Genomic DNA, 22,560 nt, shown 5'->3' on the forward strand with positions numbered 1-22,560 from the left:
TGCTAAAAGTAGAAAAAAAAATGTAAATTACAAAATATCAAAAAAATAGATTATTTTTGCAATACATTAGTTGGTGATGGGGCGTATTTTTCTTGCAATATTGGTTGTTGTATTGGGGCTCAGTGCCTGTGGCAGAGGTAAAAAACCTGTCAAAGGCGATGTGCTTCTATTCCCTGAAAACACTCAGGTTATCTATCGAATCAACGACAAGAACAACTTTTTGAGTGCCATCGAAAACAATGAATTTTGGAAAGAAAACAATCCTAAACCATTACGAACTTATGAAACAAAACTAATACAAAGCCTCCCTGCTGACAATAATATTTGGGTTGCTTTTACTGGCTACAAGAATTTTTTCGCAATCGCTAAACAAGAAACTTCTGATACGCTCAGCATCTGGAAAAATGCAAATCAACATGTTCAAAAACAATCACAATTTGGCAAAGAATGGTTCTATACGATAATTGACAATAGACTGATTGTTAGCAATGTTTTTGAAATACACTCCTTCTTTAACACAAATAAAACTAACCCTACTAACAAAACTGAAAGTCAAAGCATTTTAGAAGATTTACAAAGAATCGCTACAACGGCATGTAGTGCAAATCTTTTTATGCAAAATGAACAGGCTAACCAGTTTTTCAGTCCATTTTTTAAGAAAAATATTACCAAAGAATTTGACCATTGGCTGGCGTTGGACTTATTTTTGGAAGAAAACGATATACGTTTCAGCGGAATGGCTATTGTTAAAGACGATTATCAGAACGATGTACTGATACGTTCCTCTCCTTACGAAAATGATTTGACAAAGGTGTTTCCTGCCCAAATTTTGGAAGCCACCTCTTTTTCGTTCAAAGAAGCCGAAAACATCGTCTTGCGAGATTCAATCCACGTGCCTTTCAAAAAAAAACTCAATGGCATAGCTTCTGTGCGTACTATTGATGGATTATTTGTGGTCGCATCGTCCTTTGATGTGGATGAAACCTTATTGCAACTTCCTATTTTAACGGAAGTCACTCAGAGTGATTTTGCCATGTATGAACTTACGGACGACTCCTCCTTGGATTTCTTCAAATCATTTGAACCAAACTTCAAACCTCGATTTGTGAGCGTGTATGATGACTATCTGCTATTCTCAAAATCTAAAGAATTGCTCATCGCAGTTATGGGGGATATCGACCGAAAAAACACACTTTCAACGAACAAATCCTATGAAGTTCTAGAAAAGAACACGGCTTCAACTGCTAACTTAACTTATATCGCTAATCTACGTGACAACAGTGAATTCAATAAAAAATACCCAAAAATTGCTGAAAACTATCGGTGGGCGGTCTTTCAACAAACATCTCAAAATGACTATTGCATACTAAATTTCGCTAGCAAAAAACAAACTCAAAAATCGCTCTCCGAAAAAATCAAAGAACGTTTTCAATTTTCTTTTGACGAAAACATGATTACCCCACCAACGATTTTACTAAATCACAGAACAAAACGTTTAGAAATTGCGGTACAAGATCAGAACTACGACCTTCATTTAATCGGCAATAACGGAAGTTTGTTATGGAAAAAACAATTGGACGGAAAAATCCAAAGCCCCATCTATCAAGTTGATTTGTTCAAAAACGGATTCCTACAGATGGCATTCACCACTGAACATTCCATTTGGGTAGTGGACAGAAATGGCAATAACGTAGCCCCATTTCCCAAAAAGTACAAAGGAAAGATCACCCCAATGGAAGTATTTGACTACGACCGAAATAGGGAATATCGTTTTCTTTTTGCTGAAGGAAAAAATCTGCATATGCTCGACAAAAAAGGTGAGGTAGTAAGCGGATTTCTACGCAAAACCACCAACGCTACTCCACTATTCACACCAAAACACTATCGAGCCAACGATAAAGATTTTTTAGTATATCTGTCTGATGATGGAAAATGTAATATTTTGCATCGAAATGGAGAAATTCGCATCCCAATTCAGGGAAAATATAATTTTTCAAACAACCCTCCGTTGTTTTTTGATAATCGTTTCCTATTTTCAACTCAACGAGGTGAACTGATACGCATCGACCTTAACGGAAATACCATCGTAAATGATCGCGAATGGGTTCGAGAACACTATTTAATTGGAAATCAACACACAACGTCTTTTCTTTCAGGAAATACAATTTCTATAGGAACCACGCGAATTGACATTCCTGATGGACGATATGAACGTCAACGATTATTCCGCATTCGAGGCGTGAACTACGTTTCTGTTACGGATTCTTATCAAAAGAAAGTATACCTTTGGAACGAAAAAGGAGAGTTGATACAGGATTTTCCCCTAATAGGAAACACCCCTATTGCTATTGATGTGGATTTGGATAAATCGATTTGGATTGTCGTTGGAAAAACCAACAAGCAATTGCACGTCTATGAAGTCCGAGATTTAAAATAAATGTAAAAATAAAAACATATGTATCGAATTTTAGCCATTGATTATGGAGTCAAACGTTGTGGCATTGCCGTTACCGACCCTATGCAAATCATAGCCTCAGGATTGACAACCGTTGCTACAAATGAGCTTTTACAATTCTTAAAAAAATACGTAAACGAAGAAAATGTAAGAGAAATAATTGTAGGCAAACCGAAACGGATGAATAACAAAGATTCTGATATTGAAGCTCTTATTCTAAATTTCATAAAAAATTTAACCACGGAATTCCCTGAACTGACTGTTCTCCGTGAAGACGAACGCTTTACCTCAAAGATGGCTTTCCAAACGATGATTGACAGTGGTATGAAAAAAAAACAACGTCAAAATAAGGAACTTATTGATGAAATCAGTGCTACCATTATCTTACAAAGCTACCTAAACAGAAGAAGATAAAACAAAATCAACTATTTAGGATAATAAACATAATGTTTTACCACAGGTCTGGACAAGGCTTCCAAATTCAATTGGTCAGAAGCTTTAATTACGTCAGTAATCTTTCCTTTCTTGGTTAGTATTTGTATCCTTTGGCGTTCCGAATTGTATGCAGTATTACTAACTACTCCTGAGAAAACAAAAAAATCAGCCTCCTCTTTTGAGATATTATAGTGTTGCATTACCTTTTGACGTTGACTCTCCAATTTTTCAGTTTCAAAGGGATAATTTTGCATTTTCACCTTTGGTAAATCCCTATATAAAAGCATTTTACTTAATTTGGACAATACAAAATCTGAATGAAATTGCCATTGTTTCATCGCGGCAATAATGTCTGTATCATCCAGCATAGCAAAGGTGTCTAAAATTTCTTTAGAAAAATAATCTTTGCTAACTCTACATTCTATAAAATATTTGAGCGGAGAGGACATGGACACGGATTCACCGCGTTGTATAAGCTGTTTGACACGCTGCAACACCTTGATTAGCAACTGTTCTGCCACAACACTCGTTTTATGCAAATAAACCTGCCAGTACATCAACCGTCGAGCTACCAAAAATTTCTCTACCGAATAAATCCCTTTTTCTTCAACCATCACTTCATCATTCCGTACATTAAGCATTGAGATGATACGCTCAGGATTGATGTTTCCTTCAGCAACTCCGGTATAAAAACTATCGCGTTTCAAATAGTCCAATCTATCCATATCAAGCTGACTTGCAACAAGTTGATTCATAAACTTACGCGAGTACGTCCCTTGAAAAATTTCAATTGCAAGATCTAATTTTCCTTTAAACTCTCGATTTAATTCTTGCATAAAGAGCAAAGAAATTTCCTCATGTGAAATATTTTCAACAATACTGTGTTCCATGGCATGTGAAAAAGGGCCATGTCCAATGTCATGAAGTAAAATGGCTGCATACAACCCTTGTGCTTCTTTATCAGAAATCTCAACACCTTTATAGCGAAGAGTTTCCACGACTTTTTGCATCAAATGCATACACCCCAAAGCATGTTGAAAACGGGTATGTCTTGCTCCTGGATATACCAAATAAGACAACCCCATTTGTGTAATTCGACGCAACCGTTGGAAATAAGGATGTTCCATCAAATCAAATATAAAAGCATCCGGTATGTGAATAAATCCGTGAACGGGGTCGTTGACAATTTTTAGCTTGTTTCTTTTCACCTGTTGAGTTTAAAAGGCAAATATAATGATTTTCAGTGATATTTTAAAAACTCCATACAATAACAACATGAACATATGCAAACCCTTGATATCAATGATGTGATTTTTTCGTCAAAATAAATCAAGAAGTATGCAAAATTGGGAGTTTATATCAATTAACCAAAATATTGAATATCAAACATATACAAATATAAATTCAATTAATTCATTGAAAAATTGTTTTTTTAAGCATTCTGTATTAACTTTGTACCCACAGAATACGTTGAATGTCTGCAACAGGAAATATATATGATTTGGCTCGATTGCTCGAAGAAAAAGCAATGCAGTTGAAACGTAAGATAGAAGATTTAACATCTGAAAATCAACGATTAAAAGAGCAAACAATCTCTTTGCGCAATGAAAAAGAGATTTTAACAAAAGAAATTATTCTTTGGAAAGAAAAATACGAAGCCATAAAAGTTGCAAACGGTATTCTCGGCAGTAAGGAAGAAAAAACAAAAGCAAAACAACAGATAAACGCTTTAATCAGAGAGATTGACGCTTGTATTGTTCAACTTTCAAAATAGACCCAAACAAAAATGGATGAAATTTTGAAAATTAAAGTTTCAATTGGTGATAGGGTCTATCCGATGAACATCGAACCTCATCAAGAAGAAGGATATCGCAAGGCAGCTAAAGAAATCAACGAGTTGATTCAAAAATTCGAATCAACATATGAGTTGAAAGACAAACAAGATGCTTTGGCGTTGTGTGCCATTGTTTTAGCAACAAATATTGAACAAAAAAAACTCGACGAGAGTCAAATAGATTCTACGGTTAAAGATAAATTGACTTCCATCAACGAATTGATGGATGCCATGCTTTGATTCATATGTTCTTACAAATAGAAAGGAATTACTGCCTACATTGATCATGATTTTTTGGTAAACTCAACATTAAACAAAATAAAAAAGGTAAGTGGAGTTGTTAAAGCGTGCCGTCATCGAACGGATTCTTGACCAGCTCAGTAGCCTTAAACCTGTTCGCGGAGTTTACGCAAAACTCTCAAATCAATGTAGGTTTTTTTATACATAATTTTTTAAAACAAGCAAATGGAAACAGTAATATTAGGAATTGTGGTCGCAGGAATCGTAGGGATTGCCTTAGGATTTGCCATCGCAAAGGTATTGGAGAAAAAAAACGCTTCAAAAATTATCTCAGAAGCTAAAACAGAAGCAAATACTATTTTAAAAGAAGCTAAGAGCGAGGGTGAAAACATCAAAAAAGACAAAATCCTACAAGCAAAAGAAAAATTCCTAGAACTCAAAAGCGAACATGAAAAAGTCATTGCCAGTAAAGACAAAAAAATGGCAGAGACTGAAAAACGTATCCGTGACAAAGAATCACAGGTTTCAAACGAATTAGCTCAAAACAAACGACTTAAGGACGAATTGGAAGAGAAAAACAAAGAAGCCGAACATCGTCTACAATCACTTAACAAAAAACAAGAAGAAATTGAACGTCTACACAAAAGTCAAGTAAAACAATTAGAGGTTATTTCGGGACTTTCTGCTGAGGAGGCAAAAACTCAATTGACAGATTCATTACGAAGTGAGGCTCAGGCTGATGCGATGGCATATATCCAAAGTACTATCGAGGAGGCAAAGTTAACTGCCCGTCAAGAAGCTAAAAAAATCGTCATCAACACCATTCAACGCATTGGAACTGAAGAAGCTATCGACAACTGTGTGTCGGTTTTTAACTTAGAATCGGACGATGTAAAGGGTCGTATAATCGGACGTGAAGGGAGAAACATTCGTGCTTTGGAAGCCGCCACTGGTGTAGAAATCATCGTGGACGACACTCCTGAAGCCATCATCCTATCTTGCTTCGACGCTGTACGAAGAGAAATCGCACGATTGTCACTACATAAATTAGTTACGGACGGACGCATTCACCCTGCTCGTATTGAAGAAGTTGTAGAAAAAACTACCAAACAGATTGAAGAAGAAATTATCGATATTGGTAAACGAACCATAATTGATTTGGGAATTCACGGTTTACATCCAGAGTTAGTAAAATGTGTAGGAAGAATGAAGTATCGTTCTTCTTATGGGCAAAACCTTTTACAACACTCTCGTGAGGTAGCAAAGCTATGTGGTGTAATGGCTGCCGAATTAGGACTAAATGTAAAGTTAGCAAAACGTGCAGGATTACTACACGATATAGGGAAGGTTCCTCAAGTAGAAACCGAGGTTCCTCACGCCATCTTAGGAATGGAATGGGCAGAAAAATACGGCGAAAAACCTGAAGTTTGCAACGCTATTGGGGCTCACCACGACGAAATTGAAATGACTTCCCTATTATCCCCTATCGTTCAGGTGTGTGATGCTATAAGTGGTGCTAGACCAGGGGCTCGTCGTCAGGTATTAGATTCTTACATTCAGCGCTTAAAAGACTTGGAGGATGCAGCGTTCTCTTTCAATGGTGTGAAAAAAGCATATGCTATTCAAGCAGGACGGGAGTTGCGTGTGATTGTAGAAAGTGAAAAAGTGAGTGATGATAAAGCTGCAGAATTATCGTTCAACTTATCTCAGAAAATTCAAACAGACATGACCTATCCGGGACAAGTAAAAATCACCGTTATTCGTGAAACTAGAGCTGTGAACATAGCTAAATAGGAATTGTTGAACGTAATGTTATAAACATATTTACCCGATTGGAGAAACCAATCTAAAAGTATACAGCCCCAAAAGTTAAATATTTTTGGGGCTGTACATTTTAAAAAATGAAAACGTATTGATGGTACTTCCTCATTTATTTTTAAGGTAGCTTTTTCAGTATTTCAAAACACTATAAACCTCGTGATTTCCTAATTTTTGAACACCTTTCAAGAACGTAAGTTCAATGAGGAAATTCAACTGGACAATATTTCCTCCGAGAGTTTCAACGAGTTTTACTGCTGCTTCGGCAGTACCTCCTGTGGCGAGTACGTCATCATGAATTAGAACGTTCTCTCCTTTTTTAATTGAATCTGAATGGATTTCGAGTTGATCCTGACCATACTCTAAATCATAGGTCTGTGCAATAGTTTCGAACGGGAGTTTGCCCGGTTTTCGTACTGGAACAAATCCTGCTTCTAAACGTTGAGCTAAGAGCGTTCCGAAGAAAAATCCACGACTTTCCATTCCGATTACTTTATCAATTTTCTTTCCATCAAGACGCTTCAAAAATAAGTCTAAAACCTGTCTGGTTGCTTGGACATCAGCCAACAGAGGTGTAATATCTTTAAATACGACACCTGGTTTTGGAAAATCGTAAATATCTCTTATTTTACTTTCTAAATACGTAATTTCATCCATCTTTCTTCATTAAAAAGTTTCACGTCCTGAGAAATGAAAGCTACTTTCAATAGCTGCGTTTTCATCACTATCTGATCCATGAATAGCATTTTCAGAAATAGACTTGGCAAATCGCTTACGAATAGTCCCTTCAGCAGCATTTTCGGGATTGGTAGCTCCGATAAGTTTTCGGAAGTCTTCCACAGCGTTATCTTTTTCTAAAATTGCTGCTACGATAGGGCCTCTCGACATAAATACTACCAAATCTTGAAAGAATGGACGCTCTTTATGAATTGCATAAAATAGCTCTGCATCTCGACGAGACAATTGTGTGAATTTCATTGCTTTGATTTTGAATCCCGCTTCTGTAATCTGATTTAAAATTGCTCCAATGTGTCCATTCTCTACAGCATCGGGCTTAATCATTGTAAATGTTCTGTTTGTAGGCATAACTAATTATATTTTAATATTTTAAAAACTATTTGTAAATCAGCAATATAGCATATTTACACACACTTTTTTATTTTCTTGTTCCACAAATATACACATTTTTTTCTAAAAAAACTTGTTTAGTGCACAAAAGTATGTATATTTGCACCGGCAAGTCCTACACGACCAGCTCCTACAAAATCCTCCAGGGTGGGAACACAGCAAAGGTATGTGGTTGTAGCGGTGCGATGTAGGTAGCTTGCCATTTTTTATTGACTCAAAGCCCCCTTTCTTTTTGGATTTGCTCATAAGCTTGTTGCACCTGCTTAAACTTTTCCTCAGCTCCTTTTCTGATAGCTTCGTCTTGTGTAATCACCTTGTCTGGGTGATATTTTTTTGCCATTTCACGATAAGCCTTTTTCACCTCAGCATCAGTAGCATTTCGATTGATTTCAAGAATGGTATACGCATCACGAATACTTTCTTTCTGGCTGCGAACAAACATGGCTTTAATACTTTCAAAATCATGTTGTGAAATCGCAAAATATTGTGCAATCTCTTTAATCTGACGTTCTTCTGAGTCACTAACTATACCATCAGCTTTGGCAATTCCAAAAAGAAAATGTAGAATCTGCAAACGAGTTTCGTAGGGAGTACGAGCTCTTAGAAACATACTAACTCGCTGAGCAGATATTTCACGTCCTTTCACTAACTCGTTGAAGGTTCTGAAAACAGCATTAGCTCGATCTTTCCCATACATTTCAACAAAACGAAGCCTGACAAAATCGAGTTCTGATTGGCTGACCTGCCCATTAGCTTTAATAACTAATGAACATAAAGAAAGTAGGTTAACCTCAAAATCTGCTGGACTTACTGTTCGTTGTTGTCGATAATTTGATTGCGATCCATACTGCCCACTTCCGCCAGAGTTATTTGTAAAACTTTTCAACAAATACCCTAAAAAATATCCAATAATAGCCCCAGGCAATTTAAAAAGTAAGTATCCTAATAAAGAAAGTATCCACTGCATATCAATTATTACAAAAATATTAGTAAAAATAAAACTGCTCAAAAAATCAGTTTGACCCAATTTTTTGAACAGTCTCGTGCATTAAATAAAAAAACTGCTTATTTTTTAAATTTAGCATATTTGCTTTTAAACTTATCGATACGTCCTGCGGTGTCAATAAGTTTTGATTTTCCTGTATAGAAAGGGTGAGATGTTCTTGAAATCTCCAATTTCACTAATGGATACTCAGTTCCTTCAACTTCAATTGTTTCTTTAGTGTCGATAGTAGACTTCGTAATAAAGATTTCTTCATTTGACATATCTTTGAAAGCTACCAATCTGTAAGATTCTGGGTGTATTCCTTTTTTCATCGCAATGTATATTTTTTATCCACTTAATTTTTCAAAGGGCAAAGATAGGTATATTTATTTAATTAGCAATAGTTTCAGTTAAAAAATATTGAATTATTTTAGATTAACGTGTATTTTAGCTCATTCAAAATGCTACATCAATATTATCAAACAATTTAAAATCAGTCCTTTGTTCTGAAATGATATTTTTGAAGACACTACTTCACAAAATAATTTAAACTGATAACCACTCCCAAATGCATACTCTCATGTGTGTTATTAAATTGAATAGCATCCTCAATCGAATTCAATTCAAATCCATAACTTGTTGAATATGAATTAAAATTCTCAAAAAAACCTTGTTGATAATCTTCCTGAAGTTGCTTTTGTGTTGATATAAGTAATTCCTTTAGTTGCTGAACTTCTTCTTTTGTCGGCGTATGCCCATCGGGAGCCGTACCTTTTCGATAGGTTTCTATAAAACTCTCAGGCACTTTGGGTGTTAATCCACTAAGTTTATAGCACAATATTTGCTGAGTTGCAACGCAATGAGCTATATTCCATAAAACATTGTTATTGAATCCATTAGGAATTGTTGCTAAACCCTGCTCTGTCAAACTATCTAAATAGTTCAACAATTTAGCACGAGTAGCCTTATGCAGGTTGAATGTTTGTGATGTTAGTTTCATTTGGAATATTTTTTTGATTTACAAAAGTACGGTTTTCTTACAAAAACAGGAAGGATTTATAGGAAAAACAAAATTGATTTAGCAAGTAAAACCACAAACGAGTTCGGCACAAATCACTGAATTAGGTTCTTGTGTTTTCCTTGAATTTTGTAACACGCTCGTTTGGCAGCGTTTTCTTCTGCTTTTTTCTTAGAAGTGGCTCTTGCTTTAGTCACAGAAAAACCTTCCACATAAATTTTTGACACAAAATACTTTGCTCCTGAGCGGTCTTCTTTATCTTCGTCTGTATCAAAGGAAAAAGTGAGTTTGTGTTTTTGACACCATTCAATGAGTAAACTTTTATGGCTAAGAATCTTATCTTCAAGGTTTTTAATATTTATGTAAGGTTTTATCAATTTCCTTTCAATAAATCTCATACACTCACCGTAACCTTTATCGAGATAGATTGCTCCTATAAGAGCTTCAAACAAATTTCCTGTTATATTGTTCCCTAATTGTTTTGGGGGCAATTTTGTGCGTAAAAAATCTAACAATCGCATTTCTTTACCTAATTCATTCAAATAGCGACGTTCTACGATTTTTGATCGCATTTTTGTCAAATACCCTTCATCTTGTTCAGGAGCATTCTTAAAAATATAGTCTGCGATAACTGCTCCCAAAATAGCATCACCCAAAAACTCCAAACGTTCATAGCTTTTCCGTTTGGTTTTATCATATTGATAAGACGGATGCGTAAAAGCTTCGCTATAAAAGGACAACGTCTTTGGAGGATAGCCTAACAGTGCTTCCATTTTGGCATAAAAAACCCCGTCTTTTTTCTTTTTAAAACGGGTAAAACTTAATATTTTTTTTAGATTTATCAAAATGACTATATTTTTTTGAACAAGACACAAGCGTTATGACCTCCAAAACCAAATGTATTACTCATAGCGACTTTGACATCTCTTTTTTGAGCTTTATTAAATGTAAAGTTGAGTTTAGGATCAATACTTTCATCTGCAGTTTCAAAGTTAATTGTCGGAGGAATTATTCCGTGTTTCACAGCTAAAATAGAAGCGATAGCCTCTACAGCTCCTGCAGCCCCCAATAAGTGCCCTGTCATTGATTTTGTTGAATTTAGATTGATGTTATATGCATGTTCTCCAAAAACATCTAACACAGCCTTTGATTCTGCAACATCTCCAAGAGGAGTTGAAGTACCATGCAGATTTATAGCATCCACTTCTTCTGGTTTCAGCCCAGCATCTCTCAAGCAGTTGAGCATAACGTTCTTAGCCCCTAAACCTTCTGGATGTGGAGCTGTCATGTGATTAGCATCTGCGGAAAGTCCTCCTCCTGCCAATTCACAATAGATGGTTGCCCCACGAGCGATAGCATGTTCATATTCTTCTAAAACGAGAGCTCCTGCACCTTCACCTAACACAAAACCATCTCGGGTTGCATCAAACGGACGAGAGGCTCTTGCATAATCATCATTACGTGTAGAAAGAGCGTGAAGAGCATTAAACCCTCCGATTCCTGGTATAGTAACCGCAGCTTCCGAACCTCCAGAAACAATTACATCGGCATATCCCAAACGAATATAGTTCAAAGCGTCTATAATCGCATTAGCCGATGATGCACAAGCAGATACGGTAGCAAAATTAGGCCCTCTAAATCCATACTTGATAGAAATCATCCCAGGAGCAATGTCTACAATCATCTTAGGAATAAAGAAAGGATTAAAGCGTGGACTTCCATCTCCTTTTCCAAAGTTAAGCATCTCATCCTGAAACGTTTCCAGCCCTCCAATACCTGAACCCCAGATAACTCCTACACGGTCTTTATCAATGGTTTCAAGATCAATTTTTGCATCTTTGATAGCCTCATCAGAAGCTACCATAGCATATTGTGTAAATTTGTCTAATTTTCGTGCTTCTTTTCGGTCGATGAAGTCTTCCACCTTGAAGTTTTTTACCTCACAAGCAAATCTTGTTTTGAATTTTGAAGCGTCAAAATGCGTTATCATGCCAGCACCACTTGTACCCGCAATCAAATTCTCCCAATATTCTTGAGTGGTATTTCCTATTGGGGTCAAAGCTCCTAAGCCTGTTACTACAACACGTCTATTTCTCATACAATTAAACAAATTTAGTTCATTAATAAAAAAAACAGTAAGCCATAAGACTAATACGCTGACTCTAAACTGATTCAGTTATTGGCTTACTGCTTACTGCTCATAGCTCACAACTTAAATTATTGTTTAGCCTCTTCAATATATTTGATAGCTTGACCAACTGTTGCGATGTTTTCTGCTTGGTCATCTGGAATTTGAATATCGAATTCTTTTTCGAATTCCATAATCAACTCCACTGTGTCCAATGAATCAGCTCCTAAATCGTTTGTGAAGCTCGCTTCCGTTACTACTTCGTTCTCGTCTACACCTAACTTATCAACGATAATGGCTTTTACTCTTGATGCAATGTCTGACATAATCTTTATATTTTTAAAATTAAATACCGATGGCAAAAGTAATAAACTTTTTTTAAAAACACTACTTTTATTGGTTAAATATCGATGTTTTTTGTTTTTTTAAATCATAACTCATTGTTAAACAGCATCTACACCTCACCTTTTAACAAAATGACTGTTAGACTTTTATTCCGGCTTAGTGATACTGAACCTCTCTGATAACCATATAACGAGCTATACCGTCCACATATTCGACGCGTTCTATCCAATTCCCTCTTTTGTCATAAGTATAAACATAGGCTACTTCGTCCAACATCAAACCTAACCTATCGTATTTAGTTTGTGTGGTAATATTTCCTGAAGAGTCATACTCAAAGACAACCTTATAAATAAGTCTATCTCCTTGGTAAAGAATCGCCTCGACCATTCTACCTTCTGCGTCATAGGAATAGGTCTCACAGTTATCTGGCTTTGATGAACGAGTACTAACATAACGACAGAGTTTTGAAACTCGCCCTGCATCATCGTACTCGTGTGTATATTTACCACATGTTGACTGTTCTGTTTGTACACAAACTTCTTCTATTTCTTGACCCTTATCGTTATTTTTATAAGCATACACTTCAAAAATAGCACCTTGAGAATTATACCCTCGGAATGCTATTTTATTTCCTTTTTGATCGTATAAATAAACGCTTCTTTTGGACATCTTACCATCTGAACCGTAGGTTTCGCGAGCCGTACGCTTCCTTGTATTACTATACCTATAAACCACCTTGTGATTCAACTTACCTTCTTTATCGTAATACAACGCATCAGTTTTGTACCCTTCTCTATCAAAATTGGTTACAACGTCCCCACGCCAATAATCTGCTTTTTTTCCTTTGTAAATAGTTCCGAAACTATCAACGGCCATGTGCGATGTAACTCGCAATGACCTGACGTTTCCAACTAAACCGATTTCCTTCAACTGACTGGTAGGTTTTCGGGGCGGCACCATCTGTGCAAATGTAAAATCACAGAAAAAACTAAATACAATAAATATGATAACTGCAAATTTTTTCATCTCTTTTTGTTTCTAAAAATTAATCTAAACGTACTGAATCTCATACAAAATTACATAAAACGATTCGTTCAGTAAAATTTTTCTGAATTATTTAACAAAAAAAATGTGATTTCCTTGAAAAAACACCTTTTTCCTTGTTTTCTATAAACCTTTCGTATCTTTTAAAAAATCCAAAAAAACACATCTTAATACTATAAATCAATGAGTTAAATAACACTCTCTAAAAAAACAAATGCTACGCAAGTAAAATTCACGTAGCTTTATATTCTTTAGAATGTTATAATGAAATGCAAAACTTGAATAGAACTTAAAGATGTAATGATTTGTTTAGAAATGATGATAATGCTGAGTAGCAAAAATCAAAAATATCCTCAATAGTATGTGATTTTTCTTTCTGTTAATACCTGCGACATACCGTAGATTTCTTCAATGCGTTCAATCCAATTACCTTGGTTATCATACTTGTACGTAAATTTTTTTTGTCCGTACAATTGCCCTCCATTTCCATAGTAATTCTCTTCAATTACATTATTTTTTTCATCATAGACATATTTCAAAACCACTTTTTTACCTTCCTTATCCTCAATGTAACGTTCTGATAGATTTGATTTTGAATCATATATAAATTCGGATTTCATCAAAAAGTTCTCTTTTGAGTCGAGTAACAATTCATTTATCTTAAGCCCTTTTTCATCGTAACAAGCGATTTGTTTTCCTGTAAAAACACCATTAGCATCGTATCCATTTACATCTTCTTTTTGAGTTTTGGAATTGTAGGTATGTTTCATAATCTCTTGCACTTGTTTCTTTTGATTGAACACATCTACTTGTCGCAAAAGGTTGTTGCTCTCGTAAATGTACACCCAACTTCCTATGATTTTTTCATCGGTTGAGAATTGTTCTCCGGAAACCTTGTATCCTTTGATGTTGTACGAAACCAGGGTGTTAAACCCTGTCATTGGACTACCTTTTTGCATCTTTCCGTTGTCATTAATATACTGATATGTAATGCTTTTTACAGATTTAACTTTCCCTTTTAAATTTTCTTTTTCCCAGTCGGTTATAGGAAACTGAGCATATCCCAATAGCGAAAATAGGAATAATAGAGTAACAATATTATATCTCATACCAAATTAATTACTAATTACTTTAATCGTTTCCTTAACTTCTTGTGCGATGCGACGTGCTTCAACCACATTTTCACTAATGATAGTTACGTGTCCCATTTTCCGAAATGGACGTGTTTCACGCTTTCCATAAATATGAGGCGTAACACCTTCCATTGCCATAATTTTTTCAATATTTTGGTAGACTACCTCTCCCGTATGCCCTTCGGCACCTACTAAATTCACCATAACTCCAGCGAGTTTGCTTTCCGTTTTCCCTAAAGGAAGGTTTAAAATAGCTCTCAAATGCTGCTCAAACTGACTTGTGTAGGCCGCTTCAATACTGTAATGTCCTGAATTGTGAGTTCGAGGAGCTACCTCGTTTACTAAAATATCATCTTCTTGTGTTTGAAACATCTCTACCGCCAACAAGCCAACAATTCCAAAGGCTTCAGCCGTTTTCAAGGCTACTTCACGAGCCTTTTGTGCCACAGTATCGGAAATACGTGCAGGACAAATGACATATTCCACCTGATTAGCTTCAGGATGAAATTCCATTTCAACCACAGGGTAAGTTCGCACCTCTCCTTGTAAATTCCGAGCCACAATCACAGCTAATTCATTTTTGAAAGGAATCATGGTCTCAGCAATACACTCTCCCTTAGGCAAACCTTCTAAATCGGTGACCGAACGGACTATCTTTACTCCGTTGCCGTCGTATCCAAATCGAGTACTTTTCCATACAAACGGAAACCTTATGTGAGAATCTTCAATGGCTTTTTTTAACTCTTCAATTGATGGAAAACGGAAAAAATCGGCTGTAGGGATATTATTTTGAGCATAAAATTGTTTTTGAAAACCTTTATTTTGAATAATCTTTAAACTCCTTGCTGAGGGGTAAACCTTAACTCCTTCTTCTTCCAATTTTTCGAGTGCCTCTACATTTACGTTTTCAATTTCGATGGTAAGTACATCTACCTGTTTCCCGAAATTGTAAACTGTATCAAAATCTAATAAGCTTCCTTGAAAAAAACGATTACACGCCAGACGACTTGGAGCGTCCGAACTGGGGTCTAACACAAAGGTTTTGATATCATATTTTCGTGTTTCTGTGAGCAACATTTTACCCAATTGCCCTCCTCCTAAAATTCCTAAGGTAAAATCTGATGAAAAGTAGTTTGCCATACTGATTATTTATCTGTGAATAAGTTTGTCTCTGCACTCTATACATCTTTTGTTAAGAAAGAAGAGTAAGTTCTAATGAAGTATATATTTACCAAAAAGACTGTGTGAAAAGTTGACTTTGAGCAAATCAAACTCCATACAGCCTTTGATAATAGATATGAATATTTTTTTAAACCGTAATAAAGCTTCCAATAGCAGGTAAAAGCAATTCTTTTCCTTTAGCTTTGAAGCTACGTTTTGCTAACTCGTGATCGATTTTAATGAGATTGAACGTATCGTAATTCACTCCCATAATGGTATTACATTTCACGAAATCAGAAGCCATGATAGCATCTTCTACATCCATAGTAAAATTACCTCCAATTGGAAGAATTGCCAAATCTAATTTGTATCGAACAGGAATAAGTTGCATATCAAAATGTAGAGCTGTATTTCCTGCAATGTAAATGGTTTTATCCATTGTTTTGATAATGAATCCACCTGCACAACCTCCTGCTTTGCCGTTTTGAAAAGTAGACGAATGCAAGGCAGGAACAAATTTTAGCACTCCGAAAGGAAAATTATTTCCCCCTCCCAAATTCAACGGATGACCATCGATACCTCGATCGTAAAAATATTCAACAATCTCAAAATTTGAAATTATTTTTGCGTTAGTACGTTTGGCAATTGCCTCAACATCGGTAGTATGATCTTGATGAGCACTGGTTATCAAAATATAATCGGCCTTGATACTATTGATATCAATATGCTTTGCTAAAGGATTCTCTGAAATAAAAGGATCAACTAACAAATAAGTTTCAGCAATTTTTATTCCAACGCATGAATGTCCGTAATATGTGATTTCCATTTTAAGTAATTATGAAATGTGTTTATAATTATAAATTAGTAAGTAAAAGAGTGGCTAAATTACAAAATTTGTCCGATAAAAAACAAAAGTGACATAAAAAAAGTACTCAAAGCGACCTTTTTTAACTCTTTGTCCAAGTTTTTTAACACTTTGTTGTTCTTAACAGTGATTAAATGCAACGCTAATGGAATGAATACCAACAAATAAACAAGCTGCCAACCTGTCTGCAAATGCAATACAGAAAATACTAACATGCTAAGCATCGCTACTACAACCAAATAATAGTGATAGAATTTAGCCAAGTTACTTCCCATTTTGACTACTAAGGTGTTTTTGCCCATAGCTTTATCGTTTTCATAATCACGCATATTATTGATATTCAACACTGCTACACTGAGTAACCCAACAGATGTAGCTGGTAAAAAAATCTTCCAATCTAATTCGTGCAGATACAAAAAGTATGTCCCAACTACGCTAACCAATCCAAAGAAAATGAAAACGAACAAATCACCGAAACCTCGATACCCATAGGCTGACTTTCCCACCGTATACTTAATAGCTGCCACAACACAAGAAACCCCTAACACAAAGAAAATCAACACATAAACCCAGTTTTCTTTCCCAAAAGCTTCATAAATCAAGGCTATTGCAACAAGCATTGACAACAACGCCGTAACGATGATTAGCCTTTTCATTTGACTTTGGGATATTTTCCCGCTCTGTAGCGCTCGTTGTGGCCCTACACGATTGACATTATCAGTTCCTTTAACTCCATCTCCGTAATCATTAGCGAAATTAGAAAGTATCTGAAAGAGAATCGTAGTGAGAAGTGCCAACAAAAAAATATTCCATTGGAAGTACCCTACACGAAAAGCCAACGCACTACCCATAATAATCCCTGAAACAGAGAGCGGTAACGTTCGCAAACGAGCAGCTTTTAAAATCGTTTTTAGTTCCATCATAATGTAATAGGCCACAAAAGTAGGAATTATCAGACGAATAAAAAAATCACTTAGGTAATTCAGGCGCTCGTTCACGCGTAGGAGACGATGATAAAGTATGCTGAAAAGCGATCATGATTCCATGAACCTACACGGTAATGCTTTTCAGCCGAAATTTGCATATTAGCATTAAAAGGTTCTCCTTTAGTGTGCATCACTCCCAAATACTGTGGAGGCGTATAAACCCCTGTATGCAAACTCGTTTCAGTTGCCGTGGGGACTACCAAACCTCCATTATTTAACCACGAAGAATTATAATCTTCAGTGTAGGAATATGAAAATCCACCTTGTAACGACAATCGGTCGATCCATATTCGATTCAGTTGCCATCGCGAACGGTTACTTAAAGTGATGGCATAATCTTTCTTTTCATTTTTTGCTTGAAAATTAACCTCATTTTCCTTGTCCTTTCTAACTCCATCTAAATTAGTTCGCAAGGTCATTGACAGCGAGTTATGAAAAAAATCATCACGCTCTGTAGTCCATATAGCACTCCCTGTCAATCTGTTAAAACCATTTAAATTATTGACCGGTTGGTTATTCGAGTTTAAGTAATCCAGTGAAAGACTTAGTTTGCCTATCTTGGGGGATAACTGAAAGCCTTTTCCTACCGAAATGGATTGCCCTCCTCCCTGTAATTTAGCATCTATCAAAAAAGGATGAATACCTGCTTTACGCTCAATAATAACCAAGCCCGTAGTGGCATTTCCATATTTAGCATCAGCAATTCCTGTAATAACTTCAATTTTTTCGATATTTGACGTGGGTATCGTTCTCAAATCCAACCCTGAATTAACATTTGATGAATAACTCGTAGTAGCTATTGTCCCTTTATAAGTTTGCATATTTTCATCATTAGAAAGAGGCATATCATCTAATATATAACCCACCCCGAAAGCATTGTTGCCAGTGTTAATTGCCGTTCGCATATTCAACACCTTCGGTGAAGTAAAATTAGAGGCAACTATCCTTTGCCCTGGAAGCTGCTGCAGTACATCAGCTAACGAAAAAGATTGGAATTGACTAATCGCGTATTTGTTGAGTACAATTTTCGAATTTGCTACCCCTTTTTCAGGGATACTTGCCGTTACTACCACATCATCCAATCGTAAGGTTTTATCCTTCAGAACAATTCGTATCGAAGAAGAAGGTGAAGAACCTACCAATGATTCCTCTTCTTTTCCTAACATCTTGAATCTTAATAAATATTCTTGATGAAAAGTAATCGAAAACTTACCTTCTTTATTTGAAGTTGTCCAACGTCCTGATTTTTCATCAACAATGACTACTCCATGTAAAGGCTCATCATGAGTATCAACCACAACCCCAGCAACTTGTTGTGAAAAAACCTGTATGGAAACAAATAGTAATATGTACAAAAACAAAAACTTCATTATTGAACTCTAAATTCGGGGCAAAAATATTATTTTTATTTACTCTAAACAAACTTAAACGTTTTATTTAAAAACAAAAACTCAAAAACAAAAATAAACAACTACATATCAACTAATTAGTAAACACCTTATTTCATACCATAAAAACCAAAATCTAATCTAATCACAAAGCAATAGAGAAAACATTTCAACTTTCAAATGTATTTCTTTTTATTTTTCACTTTTTTTTATACTTTTGTCGGATAAATACAGAGGATTATGTCTTGGTTTAAAAGAACAGCAAAAGGAATACAAACCTCTACTGAGGAAAAAAAAGATACACCAAAAGGATTATGGTACAAGTCTCCGAGCGGAAAAATCGTTGAAACTGAAGAACTTGCTACTAATTATTTCGTAAGTCCTGAGGATGAGTACCACGTACGTATCGGAAGTAAGGAATATTTCCAGATTCTTTTCGATAATAATGAATTCAAAGAATTAGATGCCAACCTATCTTCAAAAGACCCACTGGAATTCGTCGACACGAAATCCTATGCCACCCGCCTAAAAGAGGCTGAACAAAAAACAGGTTTAAAAGACGCTGTACGCACGGCTGTAGGAAATTCTAAAGGAGAGAAATTGGTGGTTGCGTGTATGGATTTTGCCTTTATTGGTGGTTCAATGGGAAGCGTAGTAGGTGAAAAAATTTCTCGTGCTATTGATTATGCCATCAGAAAGAAACTTCCTTTCTTAATGATTTCAAAATCAGGAGGTGCCAGAATGATGGAAGCAGCTCTTTCACTAATGCAGATGGCGAAAACTTCGGTGAAATTAGCTCAGTTAGACGAGGCTAGATTGCCCTACATATCGCTTTGTACCGACCCTACGACAGGGGGGACAACGGCTTCATATGCTATGCTTGGTGACATCAACATCGCTGAGCCTGGTGCTTTGATTGGATTCGCAGGGCCACGCGTGGTAAAAGACACCACAGGTCAAGACCTCCCTGAAGGATTCCAAACCGCCGAATTTGTTTTAGAACACGGATTCTTAGACTTTATTGTAAATCGGAAAAATCTGAAAAACAAAGTAAATCTATACATCGATTTGGTGATGAATCGCCCGCTTCGATAAAAAAACATAACACAACGAGCGATTTTATCAGTCGCTCGTTTTTTTTGCAAAGATATGAAATACCAAACACAGAAAGGAACAGTTTCGGCAAAGGCTCCAAGCAACATTGCCTTAGTCAAATATTGGGGAAAACGCAAAAATCAACTCCCTGCAAACCCGTCGATTAGCTTAACGTTAAACAATAGTTATACGGAAACAACCATTCATTTTGAACAGCTAACCACCCCAACGGATGACTTTCAGTTTGAATTTTTCTTTGAGGACAAGCCTAAACCTACTTTTCACCCTAAAATCACTACGTTTCTTGAACGGATTTATGAATATATGCCTTTTTTAAAGGATTTCCATTTAGAAATTCATTCGAGTAATTCGTTTCCTCATAGTAGTGGCATCGCTTCATCAGCAAGTAGTATGGCAGCTCTTTCGTTATGTTTGATGCAAATGGAAAAATTGCTATACCCTCATTTGGCAGAAGATGAAACCTACTGGCAAAAGGCCTCCGTATTAGCACGTTTAGGCTCTGGAAGTGCTTGTAGAAGCATACAAGGGAAAATCGTAGTATGGGGAAAACATACTGAAATACAGGGAAGTTCGGACAAATACGGGGTTGTGTACCCATATAAAGTTCACGAAATTTTCAATAATTTTCAAGACACTATACTATTGATTGACAAAGGACAAAAACAAGTAAGTAGCTCTCTTGGTCATGACTTGATGCACGATCATCCGTTTGCAGAACGACGCTTTGAACAAGCTCACGAGAACATCAGCAAGTTAATCCCTATTTTTGAAAATGGTGATTTGGACAAATTTATAGAAATCACAGAAAGTGAAGCTCTTACCCTACACGCTATGATGATGACCAGCACTCCTTACTTCATACTAATGAAACCTAATACGTTAGAAGTAATTCAACGCATATGGCGATTCCGAGAAGAGACAAAAACTCCTGTTTGCTTTACACTTGATGCTGGTGCAAACGTACATGTTTTGTATCCAAATTATTGTAAGAATGAAGTGATACAATTTATTCAAAAAGAATTAGTTGTGTATTGTGAAAATAAGCAGTATATTTGCGACCACAATTAAGTCAATGAATAATTAACAAATAGCAACGAAGTAATTACGAATTAGATTAATTTGTACCTTTAAATTCGTAATTAGCTTTGAACCCTAGGACAGCAATTTGAAATTGTTCGTTGTCAATTAAAAAATCATTAATTTAATGAAAAGACCTCTTTTTTACTCGAAAATATTGCTCTTTGGCGAGTATGGAATCATAAAAGATTCCAAAGGATTGGCTATACCGTATAATTTTTATAACGGAGCCTTGAAAACATTCGATGAGGCTGACCCTAACAAACTTGAAGAGGCAAGAAAATCAAACCGAGCGTTAGCTGATTTTTCGGTATATCTGGAACAACTTTCGACCGAAAACCCTGAAATTGTTACTTTTGACATCGCTCAACTGAAAAGCGACATCGCCGAGGGAATGTACTTCGACAGTAGCATCCCACAAGGATATGGCGTGGGAAGTAGTGGTGCGTTGGTAGCTGCTATTTATCATCAATATGCTCATGACAAAATCACTGTTTTGGAGAATTTGACTCGTGAAAAACTTTTGAAACTAAAGACTATTTTCGGTAAAATGGAATCCTTTTTCCACGGCACCTCGTCTGGATTAGATCCTTTGAACAGCTACCTTAGTTTACCGATTTTAATTAAATCAAAAGATCATATTGAACCGACAGGAATTCCCTCTCAAGCAATTAACGGCAAAGGGGCTGTCTTTTTGTTGGATAGTGGAGTTGTAGGAGAAACCGCTCCTATGGTGCGTATTTTCATGGAAAAAATGAAAAATGAAGGCTTTCAAAGTATGCTCAAAACGGAATTTATTGAATACACAAACGCCTGTATTGATGATTTTCTGAAAGGAAACATCAAATCACTATTTAGCAATGTCAAAAAACTTTCAAAAGTGGTGTTAAACAATTTCAAACCGATGATTCCTGCTGAATTTCACACTCTTTGGAAACAAGGTATCGACACTGGAGATTATTTCTTAAAACTTTGTGGATCAGGAGGAGGGGGTTATATGTTAGGTTTTACCGAAGATTTGGAAAAAGCTAAAAAGACTCTCGCTGGACACAAAATAGAGGTGGTCTATCAGTTTTAATAGTAACCATTGGAATTCAATTGCAGCTAGATTTAAAGCATATTCTCTTCTCAGTGAGAAGCTACTTTTGGAAAATTATTAATTTACTGCACATCAGATAAATATATTTTAATATTCATTATCAACAAACCCCGAAATTCGGCAAAAAAGCTGAAAATCGGGGTTTCTACTAAATTGAATGTTTTTTAAGTATCCACACCGCTAAAATACTTCAGATATTGGAAAAACTACTAAAAAAGTTTAAAACACAAGACTTAATCATTTTACAAAAAACATCTAAAAAGTAAAAATCCAACAGTTTTTTTATCTGAACTGCTTGGATTTTT

At 35.9% G+C, this 22,560-nt stretch carries 23 protein-coding genes and 2 other RNA genes; 10 read left to right on the forward strand and 15 right to left on the reverse strand.

Annotated features, from left to right (window positions below):
* Window positions 1–76: 76 nt before the first annotated feature.
* Both ACF3OB_RS04490 and ruvX read left to right on the forward strand, forming a co-directional pair.
* On the forward strand, window positions 77–2,437 hold the full coding sequence (locus tag ACF3OB_RS04490; RefSeq protein WP_392448523.1) for a hypothetical protein: 2,361 nt from the start codon (window positions 77–79) through the stop codon (window positions 2,435–2,437).
* Between the two features lie 18 nt (window positions 2,438–2,455).
* Window positions 2,456–2,869 carry a Holliday junction resolvase RuvX gene (gene ruvX, locus ACF3OB_RS04495; RefSeq protein WP_392448524.1) on the forward strand — a complete coding sequence of 138 codons (414 nt, stop codon included), beginning with the start codon at window positions 2,456–2,458 and terminating at the stop codon, window positions 2,867–2,869.
* Window positions 2,870–2,880: 11 nt separating this feature from the next.
* Here the strand turns inward: ruvX and ACF3OB_RS04500 are convergent, their stop codons facing one another.
* Window positions 2,881–4,098: an HD domain-containing protein gene (locus ACF3OB_RS04500; RefSeq protein WP_232751804.1), complete on the reverse strand. Its 1,218-nt coding sequence runs from the start codon at window positions 4,096–4,098 to the stop codon at window positions 2,881–2,883.
* 266 nt (window positions 4,099–4,364) lie between these two features.
* Here ACF3OB_RS04500 and ACF3OB_RS04505 point away from each other — a divergent pair, with 266 nt between their 5' ends.
* From ACF3OB_RS04505 to rny, 4 genes are all read left to right on the forward strand, one after another.
* Window positions 4,365–4,664 (forward strand): hypothetical protein, encoded by a 300-nt coding sequence (locus tag ACF3OB_RS04505; RefSeq protein ID WP_042006116.1) that lies wholly within the window; start codon window positions 4,365–4,367, stop codon window positions 4,662–4,664.
* A gap of 12 nt (window positions 4,665–4,676) precedes the next feature.
* On the forward strand, window positions 4,677–4,964 hold the full coding sequence (locus tag ACF3OB_RS04510) for a cell division protein ZapA (protein WP_042006118.1): 288 nt from the start codon (window positions 4,677–4,679) through the stop codon (window positions 4,962–4,964).
* 61 nt (window positions 4,965–5,025) lie between these two features.
* A non-coding RNA gene (gene ssrS / locus ACF3OB_RS04515) (6S RNA) lies at window positions 5,026–5,131 on the forward strand.
* Between the two features lie 58 nt (window positions 5,132–5,189).
* Window positions 5,190–6,758: a ribonuclease Y gene (gene rny, locus ACF3OB_RS04520; RefSeq protein WP_095894006.1), complete on the forward strand. Its 1,569-nt coding sequence runs from the start codon at window positions 5,190–5,192 to the stop codon at window positions 6,756–6,758.
* Between the two features lie 156 nt (window positions 6,759–6,914).
* On the opposite strand, the gene ACF3OB_RS04525 is transcribed toward rny, so the two are convergent.
* Both ACF3OB_RS04525 and ACF3OB_RS04530 read right to left on the reverse strand, forming a co-directional pair.
* Window positions 6,915–7,439, reverse strand: a complete 525-nt coding sequence (locus ACF3OB_RS04525; protein ID WP_392448527.1) for an adenine phosphoribosyltransferase — start codon at window positions 7,437–7,439, stop codon at window positions 6,915–6,917.
* 9 nt (window positions 7,440–7,448) lie between these two features.
* A complete protein-coding gene (locus tag ACF3OB_RS04530; protein ID WP_042006125.1) occupies window positions 7,449–7,868 on the reverse strand; it encodes a nucleoside-diphosphate kinase in 420 nt (139 codons plus the stop codon).
* A 148-nt stretch (window positions 7,869–8,016) separates the two neighbouring features.
* Between ACF3OB_RS04530 and ffs the strand changes: the two genes are divergently transcribed.
* Window positions 8,017–8,115: signal recognition particle sRNA small type (ffs, locus tag ACF3OB_RS04535), an RNA gene on the forward strand.
* Between the two features lie 9 nt (window positions 8,116–8,124).
* On the opposite strand, the gene ACF3OB_RS04540 is transcribed toward ffs, so the two are convergent.
* The 12 genes from ACF3OB_RS04540 to ACF3OB_RS04595 all read right to left on the reverse strand — a co-directional run bounded on the left by ACF3OB_RS04540 (window position 8,125) and on the right by ACF3OB_RS04595 (window position 18,945).
* Window positions 8,125–8,877 carry a TerB family tellurite resistance protein gene (locus ACF3OB_RS04540; protein WP_042006142.1) on the reverse strand — a complete coding sequence of 251 codons (753 nt, stop codon included), beginning with the start codon at window positions 8,875–8,877 and terminating at the stop codon, window positions 8,125–8,127.
* A 98-nt stretch (window positions 8,878–8,975) separates the two neighbouring features.
* Window positions 8,976–9,227 carry a type B 50S ribosomal protein L31 gene (locus tag ACF3OB_RS04545; protein WP_042006127.1) on the reverse strand — a complete coding sequence of 84 codons (252 nt, stop codon included), beginning with the start codon at window positions 9,225–9,227 and terminating at the stop codon, window positions 8,976–8,978.
* A gap of 197 nt (window positions 9,228–9,424) precedes the next feature.
* The gene (locus ACF3OB_RS04550; RefSeq protein ID WP_042344205.1) at window positions 9,425–9,895 is read right to left on the reverse strand and encodes a DinB family protein; all 471 of its coding nucleotides are present in this window, start codon (window positions 9,893–9,895) and stop codon (window positions 9,425–9,427) included.
* Between the two features lie 113 nt (window positions 9,896–10,008).
* On the reverse strand, window positions 10,009–10,758 hold the full coding sequence (gene rnc / locus ACF3OB_RS04555; protein WP_042006144.1) for a ribonuclease III: 750 nt from the start codon (window positions 10,756–10,758) through the stop codon (window positions 10,009–10,011).
* A gap of 5 nt (window positions 10,759–10,763) precedes the next feature.
* On the reverse strand, window positions 10,764–12,011 hold the full coding sequence (fabF, locus tag ACF3OB_RS04560; protein ID WP_095912304.1) for a beta-ketoacyl-ACP synthase II: 1,248 nt from the start codon (window positions 12,009–12,011) through the stop codon (window positions 10,764–10,766).
* 119 nt (window positions 12,012–12,130) lie between these two features.
* Window positions 12,131–12,367, reverse strand: a complete 237-nt coding sequence (locus ACF3OB_RS04565) for an acyl carrier protein (RefSeq protein ID WP_042006133.1) — start codon at window positions 12,365–12,367, stop codon at window positions 12,131–12,133.
* Window positions 12,368–12,542: 175 nt separating this feature from the next.
* Window positions 12,543–13,412 (reverse strand): sugar-binding protein, encoded by an 870-nt coding sequence (locus tag ACF3OB_RS04570; RefSeq protein WP_095912303.1) that lies wholly within the window; start codon window positions 13,410–13,412, stop codon window positions 12,543–12,545.
* A 371-nt stretch (window positions 13,413–13,783) separates the two neighbouring features.
* On the reverse strand, window positions 13,784–14,539 hold the full coding sequence (locus ACF3OB_RS04575) for a hypothetical protein (protein WP_172914526.1): 756 nt from the start codon (window positions 14,537–14,539) through the stop codon (window positions 13,784–13,786).
* A gap of 6 nt (window positions 14,540–14,545) precedes the next feature.
* A complete protein-coding gene (locus ACF3OB_RS04580) occupies window positions 14,546–15,703 on the reverse strand; it encodes a 5-(carboxyamino)imidazole ribonucleotide synthase (protein ID WP_392448529.1) in 1,158 nt (385 codons plus the stop codon).
* Between the two features lie 169 nt (window positions 15,704–15,872).
* On the reverse strand, window positions 15,873–16,550 hold the full coding sequence (locus tag ACF3OB_RS04585; RefSeq protein WP_392448530.1) for a metal-dependent hydrolase: 678 nt from the start codon (window positions 16,548–16,550) through the stop codon (window positions 15,873–15,875).
* 59 nt (window positions 16,551–16,609) lie between these two features.
* Window positions 16,610–17,509, reverse strand: coding sequence for a 1,4-dihydroxy-2-naphthoate polyprenyltransferase (locus ACF3OB_RS04590; RefSeq protein ID WP_392448750.1), 900 nt, complete (start codon window positions 17,507–17,509; stop codon window positions 16,610–16,612).
* 74 nt (window positions 17,510–17,583) lie between these two features.
* Window positions 17,584–18,945, reverse strand: coding sequence for a carboxypeptidase-like regulatory domain-containing protein (locus tag ACF3OB_RS04595; protein WP_392448532.1), 1,362 nt, complete (start codon window positions 18,943–18,945; stop codon window positions 17,584–17,586).
* Between the two features lie 258 nt (window positions 18,946–19,203).
* On the opposite strand from ACF3OB_RS04595, the gene accD reads away from it, so the two are divergent.
* The 3 genes from accD (at window position 19,204) to ACF3OB_RS04610 (ending at window position 22,234) form a co-directional block, all read left to right on the forward strand.
* Window positions 19,204–20,058 (forward strand): acetyl-CoA carboxylase, carboxyltransferase subunit beta, encoded by an 855-nt coding sequence (gene accD, locus ACF3OB_RS04600; protein ID WP_042343920.1) that lies wholly within the window; start codon window positions 19,204–19,206, stop codon window positions 20,056–20,058.
* A 54-nt stretch (window positions 20,059–20,112) separates the two neighbouring features.
* Window positions 20,113–21,147: a diphosphomevalonate/mevalonate 3,5-bisphosphate decarboxylase family protein gene (locus ACF3OB_RS04605; protein WP_095912300.1), complete on the forward strand. Its 1,035-nt coding sequence runs from the start codon at window positions 20,113–20,115 to the stop codon at window positions 21,145–21,147.
* Window positions 21,148–21,283: 136 nt separating this feature from the next.
* Window positions 21,284–22,234 (forward strand): mevalonate kinase, encoded by a 951-nt coding sequence (locus tag ACF3OB_RS04610; RefSeq protein ID WP_042007810.1) that lies wholly within the window; start codon window positions 21,284–21,286, stop codon window positions 22,232–22,234.
* Window positions 22,235–22,560: the final 326 nt, after the last annotated feature.

This window comes from Capnocytophaga canis, from assembly GCF_043187445.1.
In the GTDB taxonomy this organism is placed as follows: domain Bacteria; phylum Bacteroidota; class Bacteroidia; order Flavobacteriales; family Flavobacteriaceae; genus Capnocytophaga; species Capnocytophaga canis.